The following is a 17,281-nucleotide window of genomic DNA, read 5'->3' on the forward strand; positions in this document are numbered from 1 at the left end:
CTATTTGGTTTTTTGGGGAAGATTGCTGGAGTTACTATGTCTTTTAATTCACCGCCTCCAAGCTCAGATTCGACGGTTTTTGCAAATCGGTTAGAGGCAGGTGAGCGTTTAGCCCAAGCGGTTTTAGCTGTAGTCGAAGCTCGCGCTTCAACCCGCGATCGCGCAACTGAAGCACTCAGTCGGTTTGTGGTCTATGCATTGCCAAGGGGTGGTATTGCGGTGGCGGCTCCGATTGCCCGAGCGCTGCATTGCTCATTGGATGTGATCGTAGCAAAGAAGATTACTCGCCCTGAAAATCCAGAATTAGCGCTTGGTGCTGCTACATCAAACGGGCATGTTTTATGGTTAACCCAAAGACAATCACTTTCCTCCGATTTTGATGAATTGATGTTGCAGCAAACACGGGAGCGTGCCCAATCTCAATGGCAACAATTAGCACCATTTAGTCCTCAGGTCGATCCATCGGGGGCGATCACGCTAATTGTAGATGACGGGATCGCTACAGGAATGACAATGGCAGTTGCAGCCCAATCTCTGCGTGCCAAGAAACCTGCCGAGATTTGGATCTGCGTTCCTGTGGCACCACCAGAGATTTTGCCCCAGCTGCAAACTTGGAGCGATCGCGTGATCGTGTTGGCAACTCCTCATCCTTTTCAAAGTGTGAGCCGATTTTATAAAGAGTTTCCTCAAGTAGAGATGGAGGAGGCGATCGAGTGTTTGAGAAAAGTCGTCCTCTAACACTTGTATTTTGGATCTAGCTAATTTTTGCCGCCTGCATTATCCTACGGGTAGTTTTAGGATAAGTTTGCATGAGACGATGGCGTGCTTGGTGGCATGGGCTGGAGATCACCAGCCAATACAATCCTCCTCAACTGGTGGAAGCGGCTATGTTGGCGCTATCGCTGACACTGTGTGCTGCATGGTGGATTTGGCAAGATTGGCAGTATTTGACCCTATGCCTCAGCTACCTTTTTGGCGCGATCTCGTCTATTCTGGTGCGCGAGTGGATTGTGCCTTCACCTTACACAAAGCGGGTTCGCCTCACTGCAATCGTATGTTTTTCAGTACTGGCGTCCGCAACAGGATTCTATTTTTTACAAGCCCATTTGGTTTAGCGAACGACTTCGTCGCGCGAAGCGCTATCACCCAAGCTCATTCTTTGGTGGTAATCCTAAAATACATGAACCGATCCTGACGAGCTGTAAACCCAATGAAAGGGATGAGAGATGCTGAGGCAGCCTTGGAACGAAAAACGAGCCTAGCCGTCTCAAGATCCCAATACAGTTGCACTTTATCTCAGTTCTATGTTGCCAAAAAATATAAATATTCGGAGCCTCCTTTTACCGATGCTGATGGTGGGTTTGGCTTCTGCAATTAGCTCAATCTCTGCGGTGAAGGCAGAATTGACTCAGGCTAAACCGTCAGCCAACGATCAAGTGAATAAGGGCGCGGTTGCGCCAAATCCAATTTCAACCTCTGCGCCGACGGCTGCGATCGAATCCGTTGATTTTTCTGCGCCCTCTCAACGCACCCTGCAAAAAAACGCTGGTTTTTCAACAGATGGACGCTACTACCTATATTTAGAAAGCTGGCGAGATTTGGGAGCCGGAATTCCCAAATCTGCGCTGCAAGTAATAGATGTGGCAAAGAATGCGTGTGTTGAGACAGGCTGCATTGAAACCCAATATGGTGAAGTGGATGCGGGATTAAGTTTGGAAATAGCAGAAAGCAAATTATTGCAACAAACTCAAACGCTGCGGAAAGATCTCCAGCTAAAGTCCCCTACGACTGGCACGAATTTGACCATTGAAGCGCGATCACGCACCCCAAACGGCACTGAAACAGTCACCGTGAACATGGGAGCAGGCAAACCTGCAATGAAAATTCGGTTACAGCAAACTGCCACGGTTTCGCCGATGTTTGGCGGCACGGCACAAAAAGATCAGGCATTTATGCAAATGCAGATGACTTATGGTGCAAAAACAAAAGCGATCAGATCTATGAATGAGCCACAGGCTTGGACCGTTGGTTTTTCTATCAGAGAAGTGGTACTGTCGCCCAATGGCAAAAATGTGGTGGTGCTGTTAACCTCTACTCAACGCGCCTTTGAAGGAACTTTAGGTAAAACCCTAATCCAGGGGTTTGAGTTGTAAGGATTGAAAGTCACTTGTCCGGTTGTCCATCATCCAGGGTGCGCCAAAGATACCAGGAAGCGATCGTCCGGTAAGGCTGCCAGGTTTGCCCAATCTGTTCCAGAGTCTTTCTATTAGGCAGTTCTGGCAAATTGTAGAGGCGACGCGCCCCTGCTCGAACTCCTAAATCATCGACTGGCAGAACGTCCCAACGATGCAATCGAAAAATCAACAGCATTTGCACCGTCCAGCGCCCAATACCTTTGATAGGTGTCAGGGTTTGGATAATAGTTTCATCGTCTAACTGCTCTAAATCTAATAGAGTGGGCAAACCCACTTGCACTTTCTGCGCCAGATCTTTTATGTAAATCACTTTCGGGCGAGAGATTCCAGCACCGCGTAAAACATCATCGGGTGTGGCAAGGATACTAGCAGCCGTTGGAAAGGGTTGATCAGGATACAGCGCCAAAAAGCGACGATGAATCGCCCCGGCAGCTTTGCCAGAAAGTTGCTGATACAAAATCGATCGCGCCAGTGAGGAAAGCAAATCGCCAGTTTGCTGCTGTTGATCAAGCGTACAGGTTCCAATTTGAGCGATCGCGGAGCCAAGAATAGGATCAGCGCTTTGCAACGCTGCGATCGCGATGGAGTAGTTCATAGTCAAAACTCTTATGCCTTAACCGCTAGGAATTTGAGTTGATAGACTGCCTTTCATTTCGCGAATCAGCTGAGCATAGGTTTCGGAAGGGCGATCGCCTAAATGATCTTCCACCATGCGATCGCTGCCCTGAGTAAAATCAATGGAAAGTAGCCCAAATCGCGGTGTATATGATCCCCACTCGTAATTATCGGTTAGCGACCAGTGCATATAGCCCACCATCGGCACTCCTTCTTTAATCAAACGCTCCACTTGAAACACATGGGCTTTCAAGAACTCGCTGCGTTGCAATTGGTCACCGCGCCGAGATGCCACGCTGTTATCGGGCTTTCGCCGTAACGCCATGCCATTTTCTGCGATCAAAATCGGATAATTGCCAATCTCCTCTGCATAAAACTTACAGAAAAAATGCAGTCCTTCGGGCAAACTGCGCCAATCCCACCATTTGCTAGTGATGCCACTCATCAGCCAGCCACGAAAATCTTTCGTCTCAAACTCAAAATCGGAAAACGATGGCAAGCGAAAAACATGGGCAATGAAGGGATCGTAGTAATCAATGCCAATGAAATCAAACACTTGGGTACGGGGTGAGGCTTCCAGTTCTTGCAAAAAGCTACCTAAGTGACGCGCATCAAAATTACGTCGTCCTAAGCGATTACTAAACCAGTGAGCGAAACGCCCCAATTGGTAAGGCAAATCTCGCCGAAACGAAAGATTCGCGTTTCGCAGGGCTGCTTCCATCCGTTGCGCATTCTCATAAACATAGTCTTGTAGGTTGCTAGGATCGATTGATCGCAGCCGTAAACTGAGCAAATCCCAAATTACTTTTTCAGACCAGTAGAGATCACTGCAATAGGTGTTCAACGACACGCGGGGAGTCGTCCAGCCTTCTGCTTCGTACAGGTCGTGAATCAGATTATAAGCACGCACATGAGCCGCTAATAAATGGTTATAGGCTGGAAATACAGACCCGATACCCAGGATAGAGTCGGTGGGAAACTGCCCACTGAGGTAAGTGTTGGAAACTAGAATATTGGGTTCGTTGAGGGTGATATACCAATGGATTGGAGCAAGTTGATGGTGTTCAATTAGGCGATGGTTGATGTGAGCAACCGTAGTTTGCACATATTCTCCAAAGCGATCAATAGTGTCTTCTGCAAGCCATGCATCCAATCCCAGCCAAGCAGGATGGGTAAAGTGATGCAACGTAATCACAGGTTCTAGTCCATGGCGGCGACAAGCAGCAATTATGTCTGCATACTCATCTAGCGCCTTGCGATCAAATGGTGGAGTTGAAGATAAAGATAGTTCTGAGGAAGGCTGAATTCGCGCCCATTCTAAACCGAGGCGAAAGGCAGTTAGCCCCATCTTTTGGCAGGCTTGAAAGTCTTCTTCGTAACGGGTCCAAAATTCTGCTGCTGCACCCGTTTTCATAACGCTACCGCGCTGCTCAATTAGTGCCCAATTGTTTTTGGGTTCACCTTCGCCGTTGTAGCCGCCTTCAATTTGATAGCCGGAGGTTGCGACTCCCCAAAGAAATGTCTCTGTCTTTAGAGGGGGAGCGGAAAGTTTGGAATTATTCTGCATGGGCGATCGCGTTTGATTCTAATTCGCTTACTTCTAAAGTCTGCATTACACGACGAGCGTTGAGATCGTTCAGGATGTGTTCTGCAATATTGAGTGCTGCCCGTGGTTGCCCTAACTCCAATGCCGACTGATGCATTTCTGCAAGGCGATCGGGACGCTTCAATAGATATTGCACGGCAGGTGCCACCATCTCTAGCAATCGTAGCTGCACTCCAGCGCCAGCCGCAGCAATCACATCTGCATTTTGCTCCTCTTGCCCTGGAATTGGATCCACAATCACCATGGGGGTGCCTCGTGCCAAAATTTCGCTGGTGATTAACCCGCCTGCTTTGGTAACCACCAAATCACTTGCCACTACTAAATCATCCACATAATCAATCTGTTCTAGTTTAAGCAATTGTACGTGGGAGCTATCGGTCACCTCTTCCAGCGCTTCCACCAATTTTTCATTTCGGCCTGCAACAACAATCAATAGCATAGGCAATGGACTTGCCAGCAAATCGACCACCATTGATTTGACCCGGCGGTGGTTCAAGCCGCCGCCAAATAGTGTGACTACGGGGATGTTATTTGGCAAAGAGTGACGCGATCGCGTCTCTTCCTTCGTTTTCGACTCCATAATCTCCAGTTTTACAGGAATCCCCGTCACATGCAGCACTGCCGGATTAACGCCCCGCTGAATCAGCAAATTAGCGCTGAGACTGTTGGGTAGAAAATAGCCATGAACGCCGTGATTAATCCAAGTGCTGTGGGCAATTACGTCTGTTACTACTACATATTGAGGTTTTGCCGTTTGTGCATCTTGCTCCAAAATTTGAAGCAAACGGCTGGGAATTTGCTGAACACACACGATCGCATCCGGATCAAACTCTTTGAGCAACTGTTCCAAATCAGCAAAAAATGGGCGTTCTAGCTTTGCCCAAGTCAGGTTGCTGTCGAGGGATTTTTCCAAATCGCTGATGTCGCTGCCTTCATAAAAGGCTCTGTAAAGCTGGGGAGCCTTCTCGCTCAATTGCTTATAGGCTTGCGTCACCGCACTCCGGTAAAGAGAGTTGGCATAGCTCAATGCATCTTCGCTACGAACCTCCACCTCGGAAATGCGTTCAAAGGCTGTACAGAGGGCTTTTGCTGCGTTCAGGTGTCCGGCTCCTAAAGAAGCGTGTAGTATCAAAATTCGCGTCATAAATTCCCTTGCAGCTTGAGTGTGGGAAAAACAGTTGCCAGCGTTACAGCATCTTTACATGCTCCATTCCTTTTCTCAAGGTTATTGGGTCACACAATAGGCGGATTTTTTCTAAGCAAATATCTTCAAATGAATGCTTCTAATCAGAGATTATTACAGTAGCGAATTTAGCCGCTGAATGGTGGGCTGCGATCGCTGTTGCCATAGGGTGAGATAGATTGCAATTAGTTCTGCAACAAAGACATTTTCCAAATTGGCGAGTTCTTGTTCACACTCACATCCTGCGATTAGCGGCTAATAGCGCAAGGACTTTGCTTCTACCAAACGCTTTCACGAAGAGATTGAACATAGAATCAGTAAACTCGGTCAAAGGCTGAAGGCTTAAAGTTGAAGTAAAGATGTATGTAAAACGGTTTCCTTGGGTGTCTTTAACGTTACTCATTGTTTGCTATGCCAGCTTTGGCTGGTACCTAGCAGGATTGCCTTCGCCAAAGCCTTCGTGGTTCATTGCGGAATGCTATCAGATGATTGGAGAAACGATGCCTGCCGAGGCGGAGTTTCGGCAGGCATCAACTGTGGGTCAAGAGCGATCGCGATCTTTAGAATCTGACAACCTTCAATCATCTGAAAAGCCCCCCATAGCAAAATCGCCCCAATCGTCAGATGAAGCTCAACCAGCCAATCCTGACTCTAAGGCAACCGCAGAAGCCAAAGTTTCAACATCTCAACCTAAGAACCTGTGCAGCCTTGCGCTTGACCATAATTTATTTAGCGCAGTCCTAGCAATTAGCTGGATCGTAGTATCGTCAATGGCATTCATGTCGCCTTTAACGAGCTTCAGCGCCTTTATCACCCGTTGGTTTCACTCTGATACTGTGGCATTTACTGCAATTTTTTTGTTTGCTGCACTGGCAGCCGTAATCTTTTTTTGGCTCCATGTTTTCATCCAAATCTTGACAATTCTCGCCGCTGAAACACTGGCTCGAATTGACCTGCAAACAAGAAACGTTAATGGAATACAATCCTTTTGGTTATTAACAGTCGTTTGTCTGATTGGCTTAGGATTTGGTTGGATCAGCAACACGATTTTGTAAGGCAATTCAAACGCAAGGCTTTACGTCATCGACAGCACAAGATATTTGCGAGCAAAATTGCTGAAATGACAATAAAAAAAGCAGCCGTTGAGGCTGCTGAATTTGTTAGTGCATGAGGTGAATGGCTTTACTGTAAGACAACAGCCTTACAGAAATGATCTCGTTACTATTTTGGATACGCCCCGGCAAATATAACCACTCTAATGATTGGCACATCAGTGAAACATGCCTTTTGAAGATTTTGTAATACTACATATACAAGCGTTTAACTGTAATTTTATGCCCTGCAGTGGTTCAACTGTGGGGCAGTTTTATTTTAAACAGAGACGCATTGCTCCAGCGATCGCGCCCCACCCCTACAAAGGGCGGAAAATAAACGGATAGCGAAATGGCAGATCAGGAGTGTTTAAGCAGTGATAAATCGCCCAGGCGGTGAATCCCCAATGAATTAACCACCAAAGACCACCTGCTAATCCAAAGGTGATAAATGAAAGGGGAACCAGGAAAATTCCATAGAGCCAAACATTAAAGTGAAAATTAATCGCTTCCTTGGCGTTATCTTTCACAATGGGATCATCGGAAACGAAGTAAACCGAGATTGGAATTAGGATTGAGATAAGCGTAGCGCTGATAAAAATTGACCCGTGAGCCAATGAAGACAGAAGTTTGCGCTTATCAGAATCAAAAGTATTAGGAGTTTGCATAAAGAGCTTCACATCCACTTGGGCTTCACTACATTGACACTATACAGCGATCGTAAAAAGGCAGCGATCGCAAAAACCCACCCCAACTTAGTGAGATTTCCGTAAAGTTGATTGGAAAAATATCCTGCAATAATTTGGCTCACCGTTTGAATTGCGGCTTACTAAACTAATCGGAAGATGAATGGATATCGATAGGATTTATTGGGCTCACTGGCGGCATGAACGATCGCCATAATCGGCAGCACAAAACTGGCAACCAGCAACAATATTAAAAGCGGGAATCCAATTACCACAAACAAGAGCAGCCCGAAAACTATCCCGTATAAGTAAAGATTAATGTGAAAATTAATAGACTCCTTGGCGTTATCCTTGATTACTTGATCGTCTGAAATAATCAGAATCGCGATCGGAATGCCAATCGAAATTATCGAAGAGCTTAAGAAGATTGCGCCATGAGATAGAGCAGAAAGTAGCTTGCGGCGTTGAGTCAGATCATCCATAGCAAATATCCAATCCATTCAATGGGAAATAGACAGCAAATCCATACTAGTCATGGATCACTATCCGCCCAGTCTAGCCCCATTCTGATCGGGTTTCATCAAGTAAAGTCTTGCCCTTGTAGCCCTGTTTAAGGTGCTGCTAGACTTGAGGTTCTGTCGGGAAAACTCCATCCTTCAAGATTTACCTACCCAGCGAATAAATGTCCACTGAAATTCAGGCTGAATTGCAAACCCAAGTTGAGCGCCGTCGTAACTTTGCCATCATCTCCCACCCGGATGCTGGTAAAACCACATTGACGGAAAAGCTGTTGCTATATGGAGGTGCCATTCACCAAGCAGGAGCCGTAAAAGCTCGTCGAGCGCAGCGTCATGCCACTTCGGACTGGATGGAAATGGAGCAGCAGCGCGGCATTTCGATTACCTCTACCGTGTTGCAGTTTGATTACAAAGGCTGTCAAATCAACTTGCTGGATACGCCCGGTCACCAAGATTTTAGTGAAGACACCTATCGCACGCTTGCTGCTGCTGATAATGCGGTGATGCTAATTGATGCGGCAAAGGGGTTGGAACCACAAACTCGCAAGCTGTTTGAAGTCTGCCGATTGCGCGGACTGCCAATTTTTACGTTCGTCAACAAGCTTGATCGCCCCGGCAGGGAACCGCTGGAACTGCTGGATGAAATTGAGCAAGAATTGGGCTTAGCCACCTACGCCGCAAACTGGCCTATTGGTATGGGCGATCGCTTCAAGGGCGTGTTTGAGCGCAGCAGTCAAAAAATCCATTTGTTTGAACGCAGTGCCCACGGACAGCGAGAGGCGCTAGACACGATGATTGACTTCGGCGACCCCCGGATTGAGCAGCTTTTAGAACAGGATTTGTACTACCAATTCAAAGATGATTTGGAATTGCTAGAAGGCGTTGGCTCAGCACTAGATCTTGAGGCAGTTCATGCGGGCATGATGACTCCAGTCTTTTTTGGCAGCGCTATGACCAACTTTGGGGTAGAGCCATTCCTTAACGCCTTTTTAGATTACGCCCTTAAACCGACTCCCCATGTGAGCAATCAAGGCGACATCGAGCCAACCTATCCTGAGTTTTCAGGTTTTATCTTCAAACTTCAGGCAAACATGGATCCGAAGCACCGTGATCGCGTAGCTTTTGTGCGGGTCTGCTCTGGTAAGTTCGAAAAAGATATGACCGTGAATCACGCGCGTACTGGAAAAATCGTGCGGCTATCCCGTCCCCAAAAACTGTTTGCTCAAGATCGAGAAGTGATTGAGACTGCCTATCCAGGAGATGTGATTGGCTTGAACAATCCGGGGGTATTTGCGATCGGCGATACTATTTATGTTGGGCAAAAATTGGAGTACGAAGGTATTCCTTCCTTTTCACCAGAGCTATTCGCCTACCTCAAAAATCCAAACCCGTCCAAATTTAAGCAATTTCAAAAAGGGGTGCTTGAACTGCGGGAAGAAGGTGCAGTGCAAATTATGCATTCCGCTGATGAGTCAAAACGGGAGCCGATTTTGGCAGCAGTTGGGCAGTTGCAGTTTGAAGTGGTGCAGTTTCGGATGCAAAGTGAATATGGTGTGGAAACAACTTTGGAACTATTGCCCTATTCGGTGGCTCGCTGGGTAGTGGGCGGATGGGAAGCCTTAGAAAAAGCAGGGCGGCTGTTTAATACGGTGACGGTAAAAGACAGCTGGAACCGCCCAGTGCTGCTGTTTCGCAACGAATGGAATGTAGGGCAAGTGGAAGCGGACCATCCGGAGTTGCAACTAAACGCGATCGCCCCCGTATTTTCTGGGAGAGAACCAAATCCATTGTAGAGGTATCCTTGAAGGGTTCTAAGTGAGAGTGCACACTATGACTTCTCCTCAGTCGTCTACCAATTCTGCTGCTGATCTGACTGATCTAGAAGCTGGTTTAGCCGCATTCAAACAAGAAGACTATTCCACTGCTGCGCTGCTGCTCGAAACTTCGCTCTCCATGGCTGCTGATCAGCCCTTGATTGCGCGGGCACAAATGGCGCTAGCGATCGCTTATGAGCGATTAGACGAAACAATGCAAGCGGCACAAGTCTGCCAACAGTTGCAGAATAATTCTAGTGAGCAGGTGCAAACTTGGGCAAACCGCACACTGGACACCTTGACCAAACGCCATCCTCATCTAGCACCACAGCCAAACAATATTCCTGTCACATTAGAAGAGCCAAGGTTCTCGGATTTAAAAGCCTCAGAATCCTCAATGGATCTCAGTGGCTTTGTGCCATTGCCATCGCCACCTCCTGTCAAGCCGTCCGTTGCGATACCCAGCACAACAGGGTTCATCTCACTAAATACTTCATCCGAGCAATCTGCTCCAGCTTCCTTACCAGCCGATTCGGCTTCCACGTCAGTTCTGCCTAGTGCTGCACATACCGATGCACCCGTTAAGCGATCAGTCAATCTTTATCAACCCACTTGGCGCAATGCTGGACGAGCAAAACACTGGAAGCCTTTAGGAAAAGTAAAATGGCTCCAGTTGGCTATTATTCAAATCCTGACCGCGATCGCCCTATATGTAGGCATTCAGCAGATGCTTTACTGGGTCTTTGCATCCTATAGCACGATGCTGATTAAGCTGTTGCCCCGCTTAGGATTTAGCGTTGTGCAATCTGGTGCACCTAATTGGACACTATCTTTTACGGCAGTCTTGCTACTGGTTGTATTGGCCGGCTCGCGGTGGATTTTGGATGGTTTGCTGACAATACTCTATGGTTTGCAGCCCTTAACATTGCCAAAATTGGCAGGCTATAGCCCCGAAACGATCCAACTCTTGCCTCGCTTTTGTCGTCAAAATGGAATTTCACCACCCGCTTTAGGAATTTTGCCAACTCAAGCACCGATCGCTTTCACCTATGGCGCAATGCCTGCGATCTCCCGCATTGTTGTCAGCCAGGGCTTGCTAGACCAACTTGCAGACGATGAAATTGCTGCCATTTACGCGAACGAGTTAGGGCATCTTGCCAATTGGGATGTACCGCTGATGTCTGTGGCAATTGTGATGCTGCAAATTCCTTACACGCTTTATCAAGTTGTGGCAGATTGGGGCAGTCAAAAGACAGCCGCCACTTCACGCGCTTCTGCCTCGTTGATTGCAGCCTTCAGCTATGGACTTTATTGGGTGCTGCATTGGATTCCGCTCTGGCTATCCCGGCAGCGGGTTTATTATGGCGATCGCGTGGCAACCGATCTAACGGGCAATCCTAACGGCTACACCCGCGCTCTGCTAAAAATCGCGATCGGCACTGCTAAAGATGTACAGCATCAAAAGCAAACCAGCTATTTGCTTGAAGGGTTTGATCTGCTAATGCCCCTCAATTACCGCACGGCAATTTCTTTAGGTAGCTTTCATCCTCATTTGTCGATTGAGCCACTATTGCAATGGGATAGCACCAATCCCTACCGCCAATGGTTAGCCATCAACAGTTCCCATCCACCTATAGGCGATCGCTTACAGCTGCTCTCCCTCTACGCTCGTCATTGGCAGCTTGATCCCGAATTAAATTGGCAATCCCTACCCTCTAAATCACGACAACCGACTCTTAGCGGACGACAATGGCGCAGCCTGCTGCTTCAAGGGGCACCCTATTTTGGCATAGGCTTAGGGTTGTTGATTGCCTGCTTGCTTTTCCTAGTGGGTTGGATAGGCAAGCCGCTTAACCTGGAAGTGATTAGCTGGATGGCAAGCGATCGCACCCTTTTACGCGGCTTACCATTCGTGGGATTTTGCATCGGCACGATCATTCGCATCAATTCCTTTTTTCCAGAGATTCGCCCATCCTCTCTAAAAGCATCTACCCCCAACCTGTCTTTAGCAGATGCCACACAACAAGCAACACTGCTACCGATCAATAGCCAAATCGTTCGTCTAGAGGGCCGTGTGCTAGGTCGCGCTGCAATTAACAATCACCTGAATCAGGACTTGCTTTTGGACACCGCCACAGGAATTGTCAGCCTTCACTGCACTTCTCGCTTTGGGTTTCTTGGAGATCTATTTCCCAAAGCTACCCGTCCGGCAGACTTAATCAATCAGACTGTTGTAGCAACGGGATGGTTACGACGAGGCACAACGTCTTGGCTGGATGTAGACACTTTGCAAAGTTCGAGCGGACGCACGAGTCAAAGCGCTCATCCTGTTTGGTCTACTGTTGCAGGAGCGATCGCTGCACTTGTTGGCATTTTGACCATTCTAAATATGTAATCTAACTATTTAAAGCAAAGGGATGGTAAAACATCCCTTTAATTTGCTCATTTAGATTCAAGCCGATACTTCAACTCTTGCCCAACATCGAATCTGCTGGAATACAAATCAAATTATCGCCTTGGGTGCAAACCATACCCTTTTGACGCAATTTGCCCATAAGGCGGGTAACGGTGACGCGAGTAGAACCAATCGCGCTACCAATTTGAGCATGAGTCAGTGGAAAAGGTAAGCAATAGCCATTTTCGGAAGGCTCTCCAAACTCTTCAATGAGTAAGGTTAAGAAGCCCAACAGACGGTCAATGGTTCGTCGCTGCCCCAAAGTGCTGAGCCAAAGCAACTTACGTTGATGCTGATAGCGAAATGCATCTAGCACTTCTCTACGAAAGTGAGGCCAATTGTCTAAATCATGCCAATACATCCATAAGACGGAGGTTTGGTCAACGTGCGCATAGCTCTGTAAGGTAAACGGCGATTGCGCCACAATTTCAAAAGGCTGACCCGCCCCTACAAATCCTAAAAATGCCTCTTCAGGAGTCACATTTACGGTTCGCGATAGATTGCTCGTTGCATTAACCTGAGCGCTACCGACTAAGCGAACTGCACCTCGTTGAACGAGATAAAGCAATCCGGGTCTTGCTGGAATTTTTTCATCCTTGGCAAACGATCTCACTCGATAGTGCTCCTGCGACCAATCGATGATACGTTGCCAAGTTAAAAATGGACGCGAGGCCTCTGGGGTGTTAGAAGATACTGAGTACATAAGTGAGAGGCTGAAGTTAGCAGTAGAAGTTCAAAAAATATTTATTTCTAAGCAAAGCGATAAACGCCTATTTTATGAAGAAAGGTTACTCTTTTTGCACTAGTGTATCTTCACATCTCCCTTGTAACCTTTTTGAGACTATAAAATGTGTATCTATGTAGACGCAGTGGAAAAGTTGTTGAATCAATAACTGCTTAAATATTACAAACAGCAGCAAGGTTTAGCGCTATTTACACACCTTGCCGAAATTACACACCTTGCCAAAGATAGTAAACCACTTGCTAACGAAAACACTGATTGAAAAGTTAGCTTTTACTAGAAATGACTTTTGGAAGCAAAAGCTTCGCCCAGTCTAATAAGTACTATATTGCAAGTCACCCTTTGTCCGCCTAAACAGCTGTTGCAAATTATACTGCAAGATACTTTGCTGTCAGAAGAAAACTCTCTGGAAAAATTATTTCCCTGTATTCATCACACTCATATTTCGTTATTAAAACGTAGATTTCAAAATTCAAAAAATTTACTGAAACGCAGTCATAAGACGACTCAGCTAACCTATCTATCCGCAGTTACTCATCAAATATGTGTCTATGCGAATATTTGTGCGGTCAAAGTGGCAGATATTTTGGTTGCACAAATATCCTTGAACGTATCTGTATGTAAGTCTGATTACACTTGCTCTCAACTACTTACCGAGTTAGAGGTTGGCTTACTAGACTATGTTGAGATTCAATCAACCCCATCTGGCTATTTAGAGTTTCGGATAGGTGAGTCGGCGATCGCCCAGTGGCTCACTTGTCTAAACCAACCTATCGCTTCACTCTTTGTTTCCGCTGATCCCCACTCCTCCTTCCTTACTGCTCACTCCCAGCCGGCTAAACGCTCACATCTAAGTCTATTTTCGATTCAACATGCTCATGCCCGCTGCTGCTCATTGTTACGGCTTGCCACTCAACAGGAAATGATTAGGCTGAACTGGCTGGAGGATGCTTCACAATGGCAATGGGCACAGCCAAATCCAATTCCTTGGTTGACGGGACAGCAGCTTCGCACCTGTACTGTGGCGGAACGTCAGTTAATCAGTCAGTGTTTTACCGTGTGGGATGAGCTACCCTGGCAAGCAGATACTTTAGCCAAAAATTCTCAACCCTTATCGCTTTATCCATCTCGAATCACAATTCTTGCTCAAGGCTTGGCTCAAGCGTTTTACGCTACCCATCAGCAGTGTCAAATCTGGGGCGCGTTGGAGAATGAAGGGAGCGATCGCCTAATTGCCCACTTAGCACTTATTTTAGTGACTCAAAAATTGCTGTACGGGCTTCTCAGGATTGAGCTTGGTGTTGTTGCTCCTGAAGAATTATAGAAAAACTAAAATCCTTATTTTTGGATTTTCTAAGCTATCTCATAAATTCTCTCTAAAGATTCTTTGTTTCTATAGCTTTAGCAAGATGCGCTGTAATCAGTACCAATGAGAAATTGATGAAATAATTTGTGTGTTCCGTTACTCGGAGAAATTTACCTAAACTCTTTGAGCATTAGGTAAAAATCCCCTTCAATAAACTTAACAAACATTTTCCTAGCAGCGTTTAGCTGGGCGATTCTACCGATCTAAAAAGATCAGGATAATTATAAACCGGAGGTTTCCATGAAAATTGCACAAATAGCACCACTTTGGGAGCAAGTTCCCCCAACCACTTACGGTGGTTCGGAGTTAGTTGTGAGTCTGCTAACTGAGGAATTAGTGCGGCGTGGACATGAAGTTACTTTGTTTGCCTCTGGCGACTCAACGACTAGTGCCAAGCTAGAATCAGTTCACCCGAAAGCACTGCGGCTTGACCCAACCATTAAAGAAGGGGGCATTTATGAAATGCTTCAGTTGAGTCAAGTCTATGAACGAGCCAGCGAGTTTGATATCATCCACTCGCACATGGGATGTGCTGGACTACCTTACGCCAACTTGGTGAAAACGCCCACAGTGTATACATTACATGGCATTTTTACGCCTGACAACGAAAAGATGTTTGTTCATGCTCGTCGTCAACCATTTATTAGCATCTCTAACTCTCAGCGAGAACCTAGACTAAATTTGAACTGTGTGGCAACGGTTTACAACGGGGTCGATACGTCGGCTTATCGCTTTTATCCTAAACCCAGCGAACCGCCCTACTTAGCATTCTTGGGTCGGATGTCGCCCGAAAAGGGAACTCATATCGCGATCGCGATCGCTAAGGCAACAGGCTGGAATCTTAAAATTGCAGGCAAAATTGATCCAGTTGACGTAGAGTACTACGAGCAAGAAGTTAAACCTCACATCGACGGTACGCAAATACAATTTTTGGGGGAGGCAAATCACGCTCAGAAAAATGTCCTTTTAGGAAACGCAGTGGCAACTCTTTTTCCCATTACGTGGAGAGAACCATTTGGCTTGGTAATGGCTGAGTCAATGGCCGCCGGAACACCCGTGATTGCTATGAATATGGGATCTGCACCTGAGGTGATTGCTCATGGCAAAACCGGATTTTTGTGTCGTACCGTCGAAGAATGCATCCAAGCATTAAGCAAAATTGACACCATTGACCGACAAGTATGTCGTCAACATGTGGAAACCAATTTTAGCGCTCAGCGAATGACCGATGGCTATGAAGCAGTCTATCAAAAAGTTTTAGCAGAACGTTTTGCTCAGAATGGTCGCTCCTTGGTCAACGCCTTGAAATAACCTAACGTCACTAAAGCTTAATGCCAGTAAAAAGCAGTGAGCGGAATTGCTCACTGCTTTTTGCTTAAAAAACCAACCGTGTTTTTTGAGATTAAGCTATTTCGCTGTGACTAGTTCAGCCACGGGTTCAACCGCGATCGCTGCTACTGCTGCTGGGTAAACGCTAACTTTCTTACGCGTTTTTCCGAGCCGTTCAAAGGTAACAACGCCCGCAATTAGCGCAAATAAAGTGTCATCACTTCCAATACCTACATTGTTACCAGGGTGATGTTTGGTGCCGCGTTGACGCACCAAAATATTGCCCGCTTTAACCACTTGACCGCCGTAGCGCTTAACGCCAAGGCGTTGAGCGTTAGAATCGCGACCGTTGCGTGTACTGCCTGTCCCTTTCTTATGAGCCATATTTGTCTTCCCTACTTTTCTTAGTGGTCAAATTTGCAGATGAGATTGATCATCAAAATTTTACTCAGCCGCTTGTGCTGCTTCAGCCGCTTCAAAATCGACAGATCGAGTAGGAGTCTCAGCAACAGCGTTACCCAGCGACTGCCCGTCAATGGCAATACTGTTAATCATCAAACGAGTTAACTCTTGACGATGACCTTGCTTTTTACGAGTCTTCTTTTTGGGGCGCATCTTGTAAACGATGATTTTTCGACCCCGCATATGCCGTATTACAGTGCCCTCGACTGTTGCTCCATCGACAAAGGGTTGCCCAACGTGAATATCGCTCTCATTCTGGACGTAAAATACCTTGTCAATGCTAATCTTGCCATCGGGTTCAATGGCTAACCGCTCGATGTCATAAAAGCGACCGGGTTCAACCCGAAATTGCTTGCCACCCGTTTCAATAATTGCGTAAACCATTAATTTTCGCCTCAAGTGCGCCGTACAGGTAGCTGAAAAGCGATCGCACGTTTCAACTTTAGATGTGACCTGATCCGAGCAAAAAATACAACAGTTCTCAATTGTCACGAATTACAATCGCATCTGTCAAGAATATTTTGAGGAAAGTTGGATGAAAGACTCATTTCAAAAATATTTCAGTAATGGATCACTCAATTGCTGACGTTTTGCAGATTTTCAGCCATGATCATTGGTAGCTTTAATGTTTAAGTTCTAACTATTTTTTTAGTATCAAACAGATAACATTTACTTTTGAAAGTGGAGAAAAAAGTGTGAGTTGGCGAATTCGGGCTATTCGTGGTGCGACAACGGTTACAGAAAATTCTATTGATGCGATTCGAGAAGCGGTGCATGAACTGTTAAATGAGCTTGAAACCCGCAACCATTTAGAAATGGAAGAAATTGTCAGCGTCACTTTTTCTGTGACGAAAGATCTAGATGCAATTTTTCCGGCGGCGATCGCCCGCGAACGTCCGCATTGGTCACAGGTTCCGTTGCTAGATGTCCAGCAGATGCATGTGAAAGGTAGCCTACCCAGATGTATCCGCTTTTTAATCCACTTCAATACTTCCAATCCTACTGTTGAAATTCATCACCCTTATCTGCGCCACGCAAAAGATCTCCGCCCCGACTGGACATTTGCCGAGGTTGCATTCATATCTAAGTGAAGCGTGAGAAGGTTAAAGTCAAAGAAACTCAGATCCAAAATTTAGAATTCTTACTTTCAGCTTTTTCACTTTTCACCCACTTTCTTGATCTCTGCCGCTTCCCGCTAAAATGGAAGCCTATTGTTGTG

The 17,281-nt window shown here is 46.3% G+C and carries 18 protein-coding genes; 9 read left to right on the plus strand and 9 right to left on the minus strand.

The genetic code is table 11. The features are described from left to right. Positions 1-36 precede the first annotated feature (36 nt). The 3 genes from JOY44_RS00915 (at position 37) to JOY44_RS00925 (ending at position 2,153) form a co-directional block, all read left to right on the plus strand. Positions 37-738 carry a phosphoribosyltransferase gene (locus JOY44_RS00915; RefSeq protein ID WP_171571925.1) on the plus strand — a complete coding sequence of 234 codons (702 nt, stop codon included), beginning with the start codon at positions 37-39 and terminating at the stop codon, positions 736-738. Between the two features lie 71 nt (positions 739-809). Further along, positions 810-1,115 (plus strand): hypothetical protein, encoded by a 306-nt coding sequence (locus JOY44_RS00920; protein ID WP_171571926.1) that lies wholly within the window; start codon positions 810-812, stop codon positions 1,113-1,115. A 189-nt stretch (positions 1,116-1,304) separates the two neighbouring features. Beyond that, positions 1,305-2,153: a DUF2259 domain-containing protein gene (locus JOY44_RS00925; RefSeq protein ID WP_171571927.1), complete on the plus strand. Its 849-nt coding sequence runs from the start codon at positions 1,305-1,307 to the stop codon at positions 2,151-2,153. A gap of 10 nt (positions 2,154-2,163) precedes the next feature. Here JOY44_RS00925 and JOY44_RS00930 read toward each other — a convergent pair whose 3' ends face one another. From JOY44_RS00930 to JOY44_RS00940, 3 genes are read right to left on the minus strand one after another with little or no spacing between them, the layout of a single operon-like run. After that, entirely contained in the window at positions 2,164-2,790 is a 627-nt protein-coding gene (locus JOY44_RS00930; RefSeq protein ID WP_171571928.1) for a DNA-3-methyladenine glycosylase family protein, read from the minus strand. An 18-nt stretch (positions 2,791-2,808) separates the two neighbouring features. Then, complete coding sequence (locus JOY44_RS00935) at positions 2,809-4,377, minus strand: glycoside hydrolase family 1 protein (RefSeq protein ID WP_171571929.1); 1,569 nt, start codon at positions 4,375-4,377, stop codon at positions 2,809-2,811. Next, positions 4,367-5,560 carry an MGDG synthase family glycosyltransferase gene (locus tag JOY44_RS00940; RefSeq protein WP_171571930.1) on the minus strand — a complete coding sequence of 398 codons (1,194 nt, stop codon included), beginning with the start codon at positions 5,558-5,560 and terminating at the stop codon, positions 4,367-4,369. Before JOY44_RS00940 ends, JOY44_RS00935 begins: the two co-directional genes overlap by 11 nt. A gap of 398 nt (positions 5,561-5,958) precedes the next feature. Between JOY44_RS00940 and JOY44_RS00945 the strand changes: the two genes are divergently transcribed. Then, positions 5,959-6,654 carry a hypothetical protein gene (locus JOY44_RS00945; protein ID WP_171571931.1) on the plus strand — a complete coding sequence of 232 codons (696 nt, stop codon included), beginning with the start codon at positions 5,959-5,961 and terminating at the stop codon, positions 6,652-6,654. A gap of 356 nt (positions 6,655-7,010) precedes the next feature. On the opposite strand, the gene JOY44_RS00950 is transcribed toward JOY44_RS00945, so the two are convergent. From JOY44_RS00950 to JOY44_RS00955, 3 genes are read right to left on the minus strand one after another with little or no spacing between them, the layout of a single operon-like run. Continuing rightward, positions 7,011-7,358 carry a DUF4870 domain-containing protein gene (locus JOY44_RS00950; protein ID WP_171571932.1) on the minus strand — a complete coding sequence of 116 codons (348 nt, stop codon included), beginning with the start codon at positions 7,356-7,358 and terminating at the stop codon, positions 7,011-7,013. Between the two features lie 8 nt (positions 7,359-7,366). Then, the gene (locus tag JOY44_RS32270; protein ID WP_281063274.1) at positions 7,367-7,501 is read right to left on the minus strand and encodes a hypothetical protein; all 135 of its coding nucleotides are present in this window, start codon (positions 7,499-7,501) and stop codon (positions 7,367-7,369) included. An 18-nt stretch (positions 7,502-7,519) separates the two neighbouring features. Further along, positions 7,520-7,858, minus strand: a complete 339-nt coding sequence (locus tag JOY44_RS00955; protein WP_171573628.1) for a DUF4870 domain-containing protein — start codon at positions 7,856-7,858, stop codon at positions 7,520-7,522. Between the two features lie 200 nt (positions 7,859-8,058). Here JOY44_RS00955 and prfC point away from each other — a divergent pair, with 200 nt between their 5' ends. Next, positions 8,059-9,687, plus strand: coding sequence for a peptide chain release factor 3 (gene prfC / locus JOY44_RS00960; RefSeq protein WP_171571933.1), 1,629 nt, complete (start codon positions 8,059-8,061; stop codon positions 9,685-9,687). A gap of 37 nt (positions 9,688-9,724) precedes the next feature. Continuing rightward, a complete protein-coding gene (locus JOY44_RS00965) occupies positions 9,725-12,103 on the plus strand; it encodes a M48 family metalloprotease (RefSeq protein WP_171571934.1) in 2,379 nt (792 codons plus the stop codon). A 70-nt stretch (positions 12,104-12,173) separates the two neighbouring features. Here JOY44_RS00965 and JOY44_RS00970 read toward each other — a convergent pair whose 3' ends face one another. Further along, positions 12,174-12,866 (minus strand): Crp/Fnr family transcriptional regulator, encoded by a 693-nt coding sequence (locus JOY44_RS00970; RefSeq protein ID WP_171571935.1) that lies wholly within the window; start codon positions 12,864-12,866, stop codon positions 12,174-12,176. Positions 12,867-13,509: 643 nt separating this feature from the next. Between JOY44_RS00970 and JOY44_RS00975 the strand changes: the two genes are divergently transcribed. Together JOY44_RS00975 and JOY44_RS00980 are read left to right on the plus strand one after the other, a co-directional pair. Next, positions 13,510-14,229, plus strand: a complete 720-nt coding sequence (locus JOY44_RS00975; protein WP_171571936.1) for a DALR anticodon-binding domain-containing protein — start codon at positions 13,510-13,512, stop codon at positions 14,227-14,229. Between the two features lie 282 nt (positions 14,230-14,511). After that, positions 14,512-15,582: a glycosyltransferase family 4 protein gene (locus JOY44_RS00980; RefSeq protein ID WP_171571937.1), complete on the plus strand. Its 1,071-nt coding sequence runs from the start codon at positions 14,512-14,514 to the stop codon at positions 15,580-15,582. A 96-nt stretch (positions 15,583-15,678) separates the two neighbouring features. Here the strand turns inward: JOY44_RS00980 and rpmA are convergent, their stop codons facing one another. Beyond that, a complete protein-coding gene (gene rpmA / locus JOY44_RS00985; RefSeq protein WP_171571938.1) occupies positions 15,679-15,984 on the minus strand; it encodes a 50S ribosomal protein L27 in 306 nt (101 codons plus the stop codon). A 60-nt stretch (positions 15,985-16,044) separates the two neighbouring features. Then, a complete protein-coding gene (rplU, locus tag JOY44_RS00990; RefSeq protein WP_171571939.1) occupies positions 16,045-16,446 on the minus strand; it encodes a 50S ribosomal protein L21 in 402 nt (133 codons plus the stop codon). Positions 16,447-16,757: 311 nt separating this feature from the next. Here rplU and aroH point away from each other — a divergent pair, with 311 nt between their 5' ends. Further along, entirely contained in the window at positions 16,758-17,153 is a 396-nt protein-coding gene (gene aroH / locus JOY44_RS00995) for a chorismate mutase (RefSeq protein WP_171571940.1), read from the plus strand. Positions 17,154-17,281 lie beyond the last annotated feature (128 nt).

Origin of the sequence: Leptolyngbya sp. Cla-17, assembly GCF_016807185.1 — a bacterium.
Taxonomy (GTDB): domain Bacteria; phylum Cyanobacteriota; class Cyanobacteriia; order Leptolyngbyales; family Leptolyngbyaceae; genus ULC077BIN1.

Coding starts and splice junctions, on each gene's coding strand:
- JOY44_RS00915 (WP_171571925.1), top strand. CDS start 37: ATGTCTTTTAATTCACCGCCTCCAAGCTCAGATTCGACGGTTTTTGCA.
- JOY44_RS00920 (WP_171571926.1), top strand. CDS start 810: ATGAGACGATGGCGTGCTTGGTGGCATGGGCTGGAGATCACCAGCCAA.
- JOY44_RS00925 (WP_171571927.1), top strand. CDS start 1,305: ATGTTGCCAAAAAATATAAATATTCGGAGCCTCCTTTTACCGATGCTG.
- JOY44_RS00930 (WP_171571928.1), bottom strand. CDS start 2,790: ATGAACTACTCCATCGCGATCGCAGCGTTGCAAAGCGCTGATCCTATT.
- JOY44_RS00935 (WP_171571929.1), bottom strand. CDS start 4,377: ATGCAGAATAATTCCAAACTTTCCGCTCCCCCTCTAAAGACAGAGACA.
- JOY44_RS00940 (WP_171571930.1), bottom strand. CDS start 5,560: ATGACGCGAATTTTGATACTACACGCTTCTTTAGGAGCCGGACACCTG.
- JOY44_RS00945 (WP_171571931.1), top strand. CDS start 5,959: ATGTATGTAAAACGGTTTCCTTGGGTGTCTTTAACGTTACTCATTGTT.
- JOY44_RS00950 (WP_171571932.1), bottom strand. CDS start 7,358: ATGCAAACTCCTAATACTTTTGATTCTGATAAGCGCAAACTTCTGTCT.
- JOY44_RS00955 (WP_171573628.1), bottom strand. CDS start 7,858: ATGGATGATCTGACTCAACGCCGCAAGCTACTTTCTGCTCTATCTCAT.
- prfC (WP_171571933.1), top strand. CDS start 8,059: ATGTCCACTGAAATTCAGGCTGAATTGCAAACCCAAGTTGAGCGCCGT.
- JOY44_RS00965 (WP_171571934.1), top strand. CDS start 9,725: ATGACTTCTCCTCAGTCGTCTACCAATTCTGCTGCTGATCTGACTGAT.
- JOY44_RS00970 (WP_171571935.1), bottom strand. CDS start 12,866: ATGTACTCAGTATCTTCTAACACCCCAGAGGCCTCGCGTCCATTTTTA.
- JOY44_RS00980 (WP_171571937.1), top strand. CDS start 14,512: ATGAAAATTGCACAAATAGCACCACTTTGGGAGCAAGTTCCCCCAACC.
- rpmA (WP_171571938.1), bottom strand. CDS start 15,984: ATGGCTCATAAGAAAGGGACAGGCAGTACACGCAACGGTCGCGATTCT.
- rplU (WP_171571939.1), bottom strand. CDS start 16,446: ATGGTTTACGCAATTATTGAAACGGGTGGCAAGCAATTTCGGGTTGAA.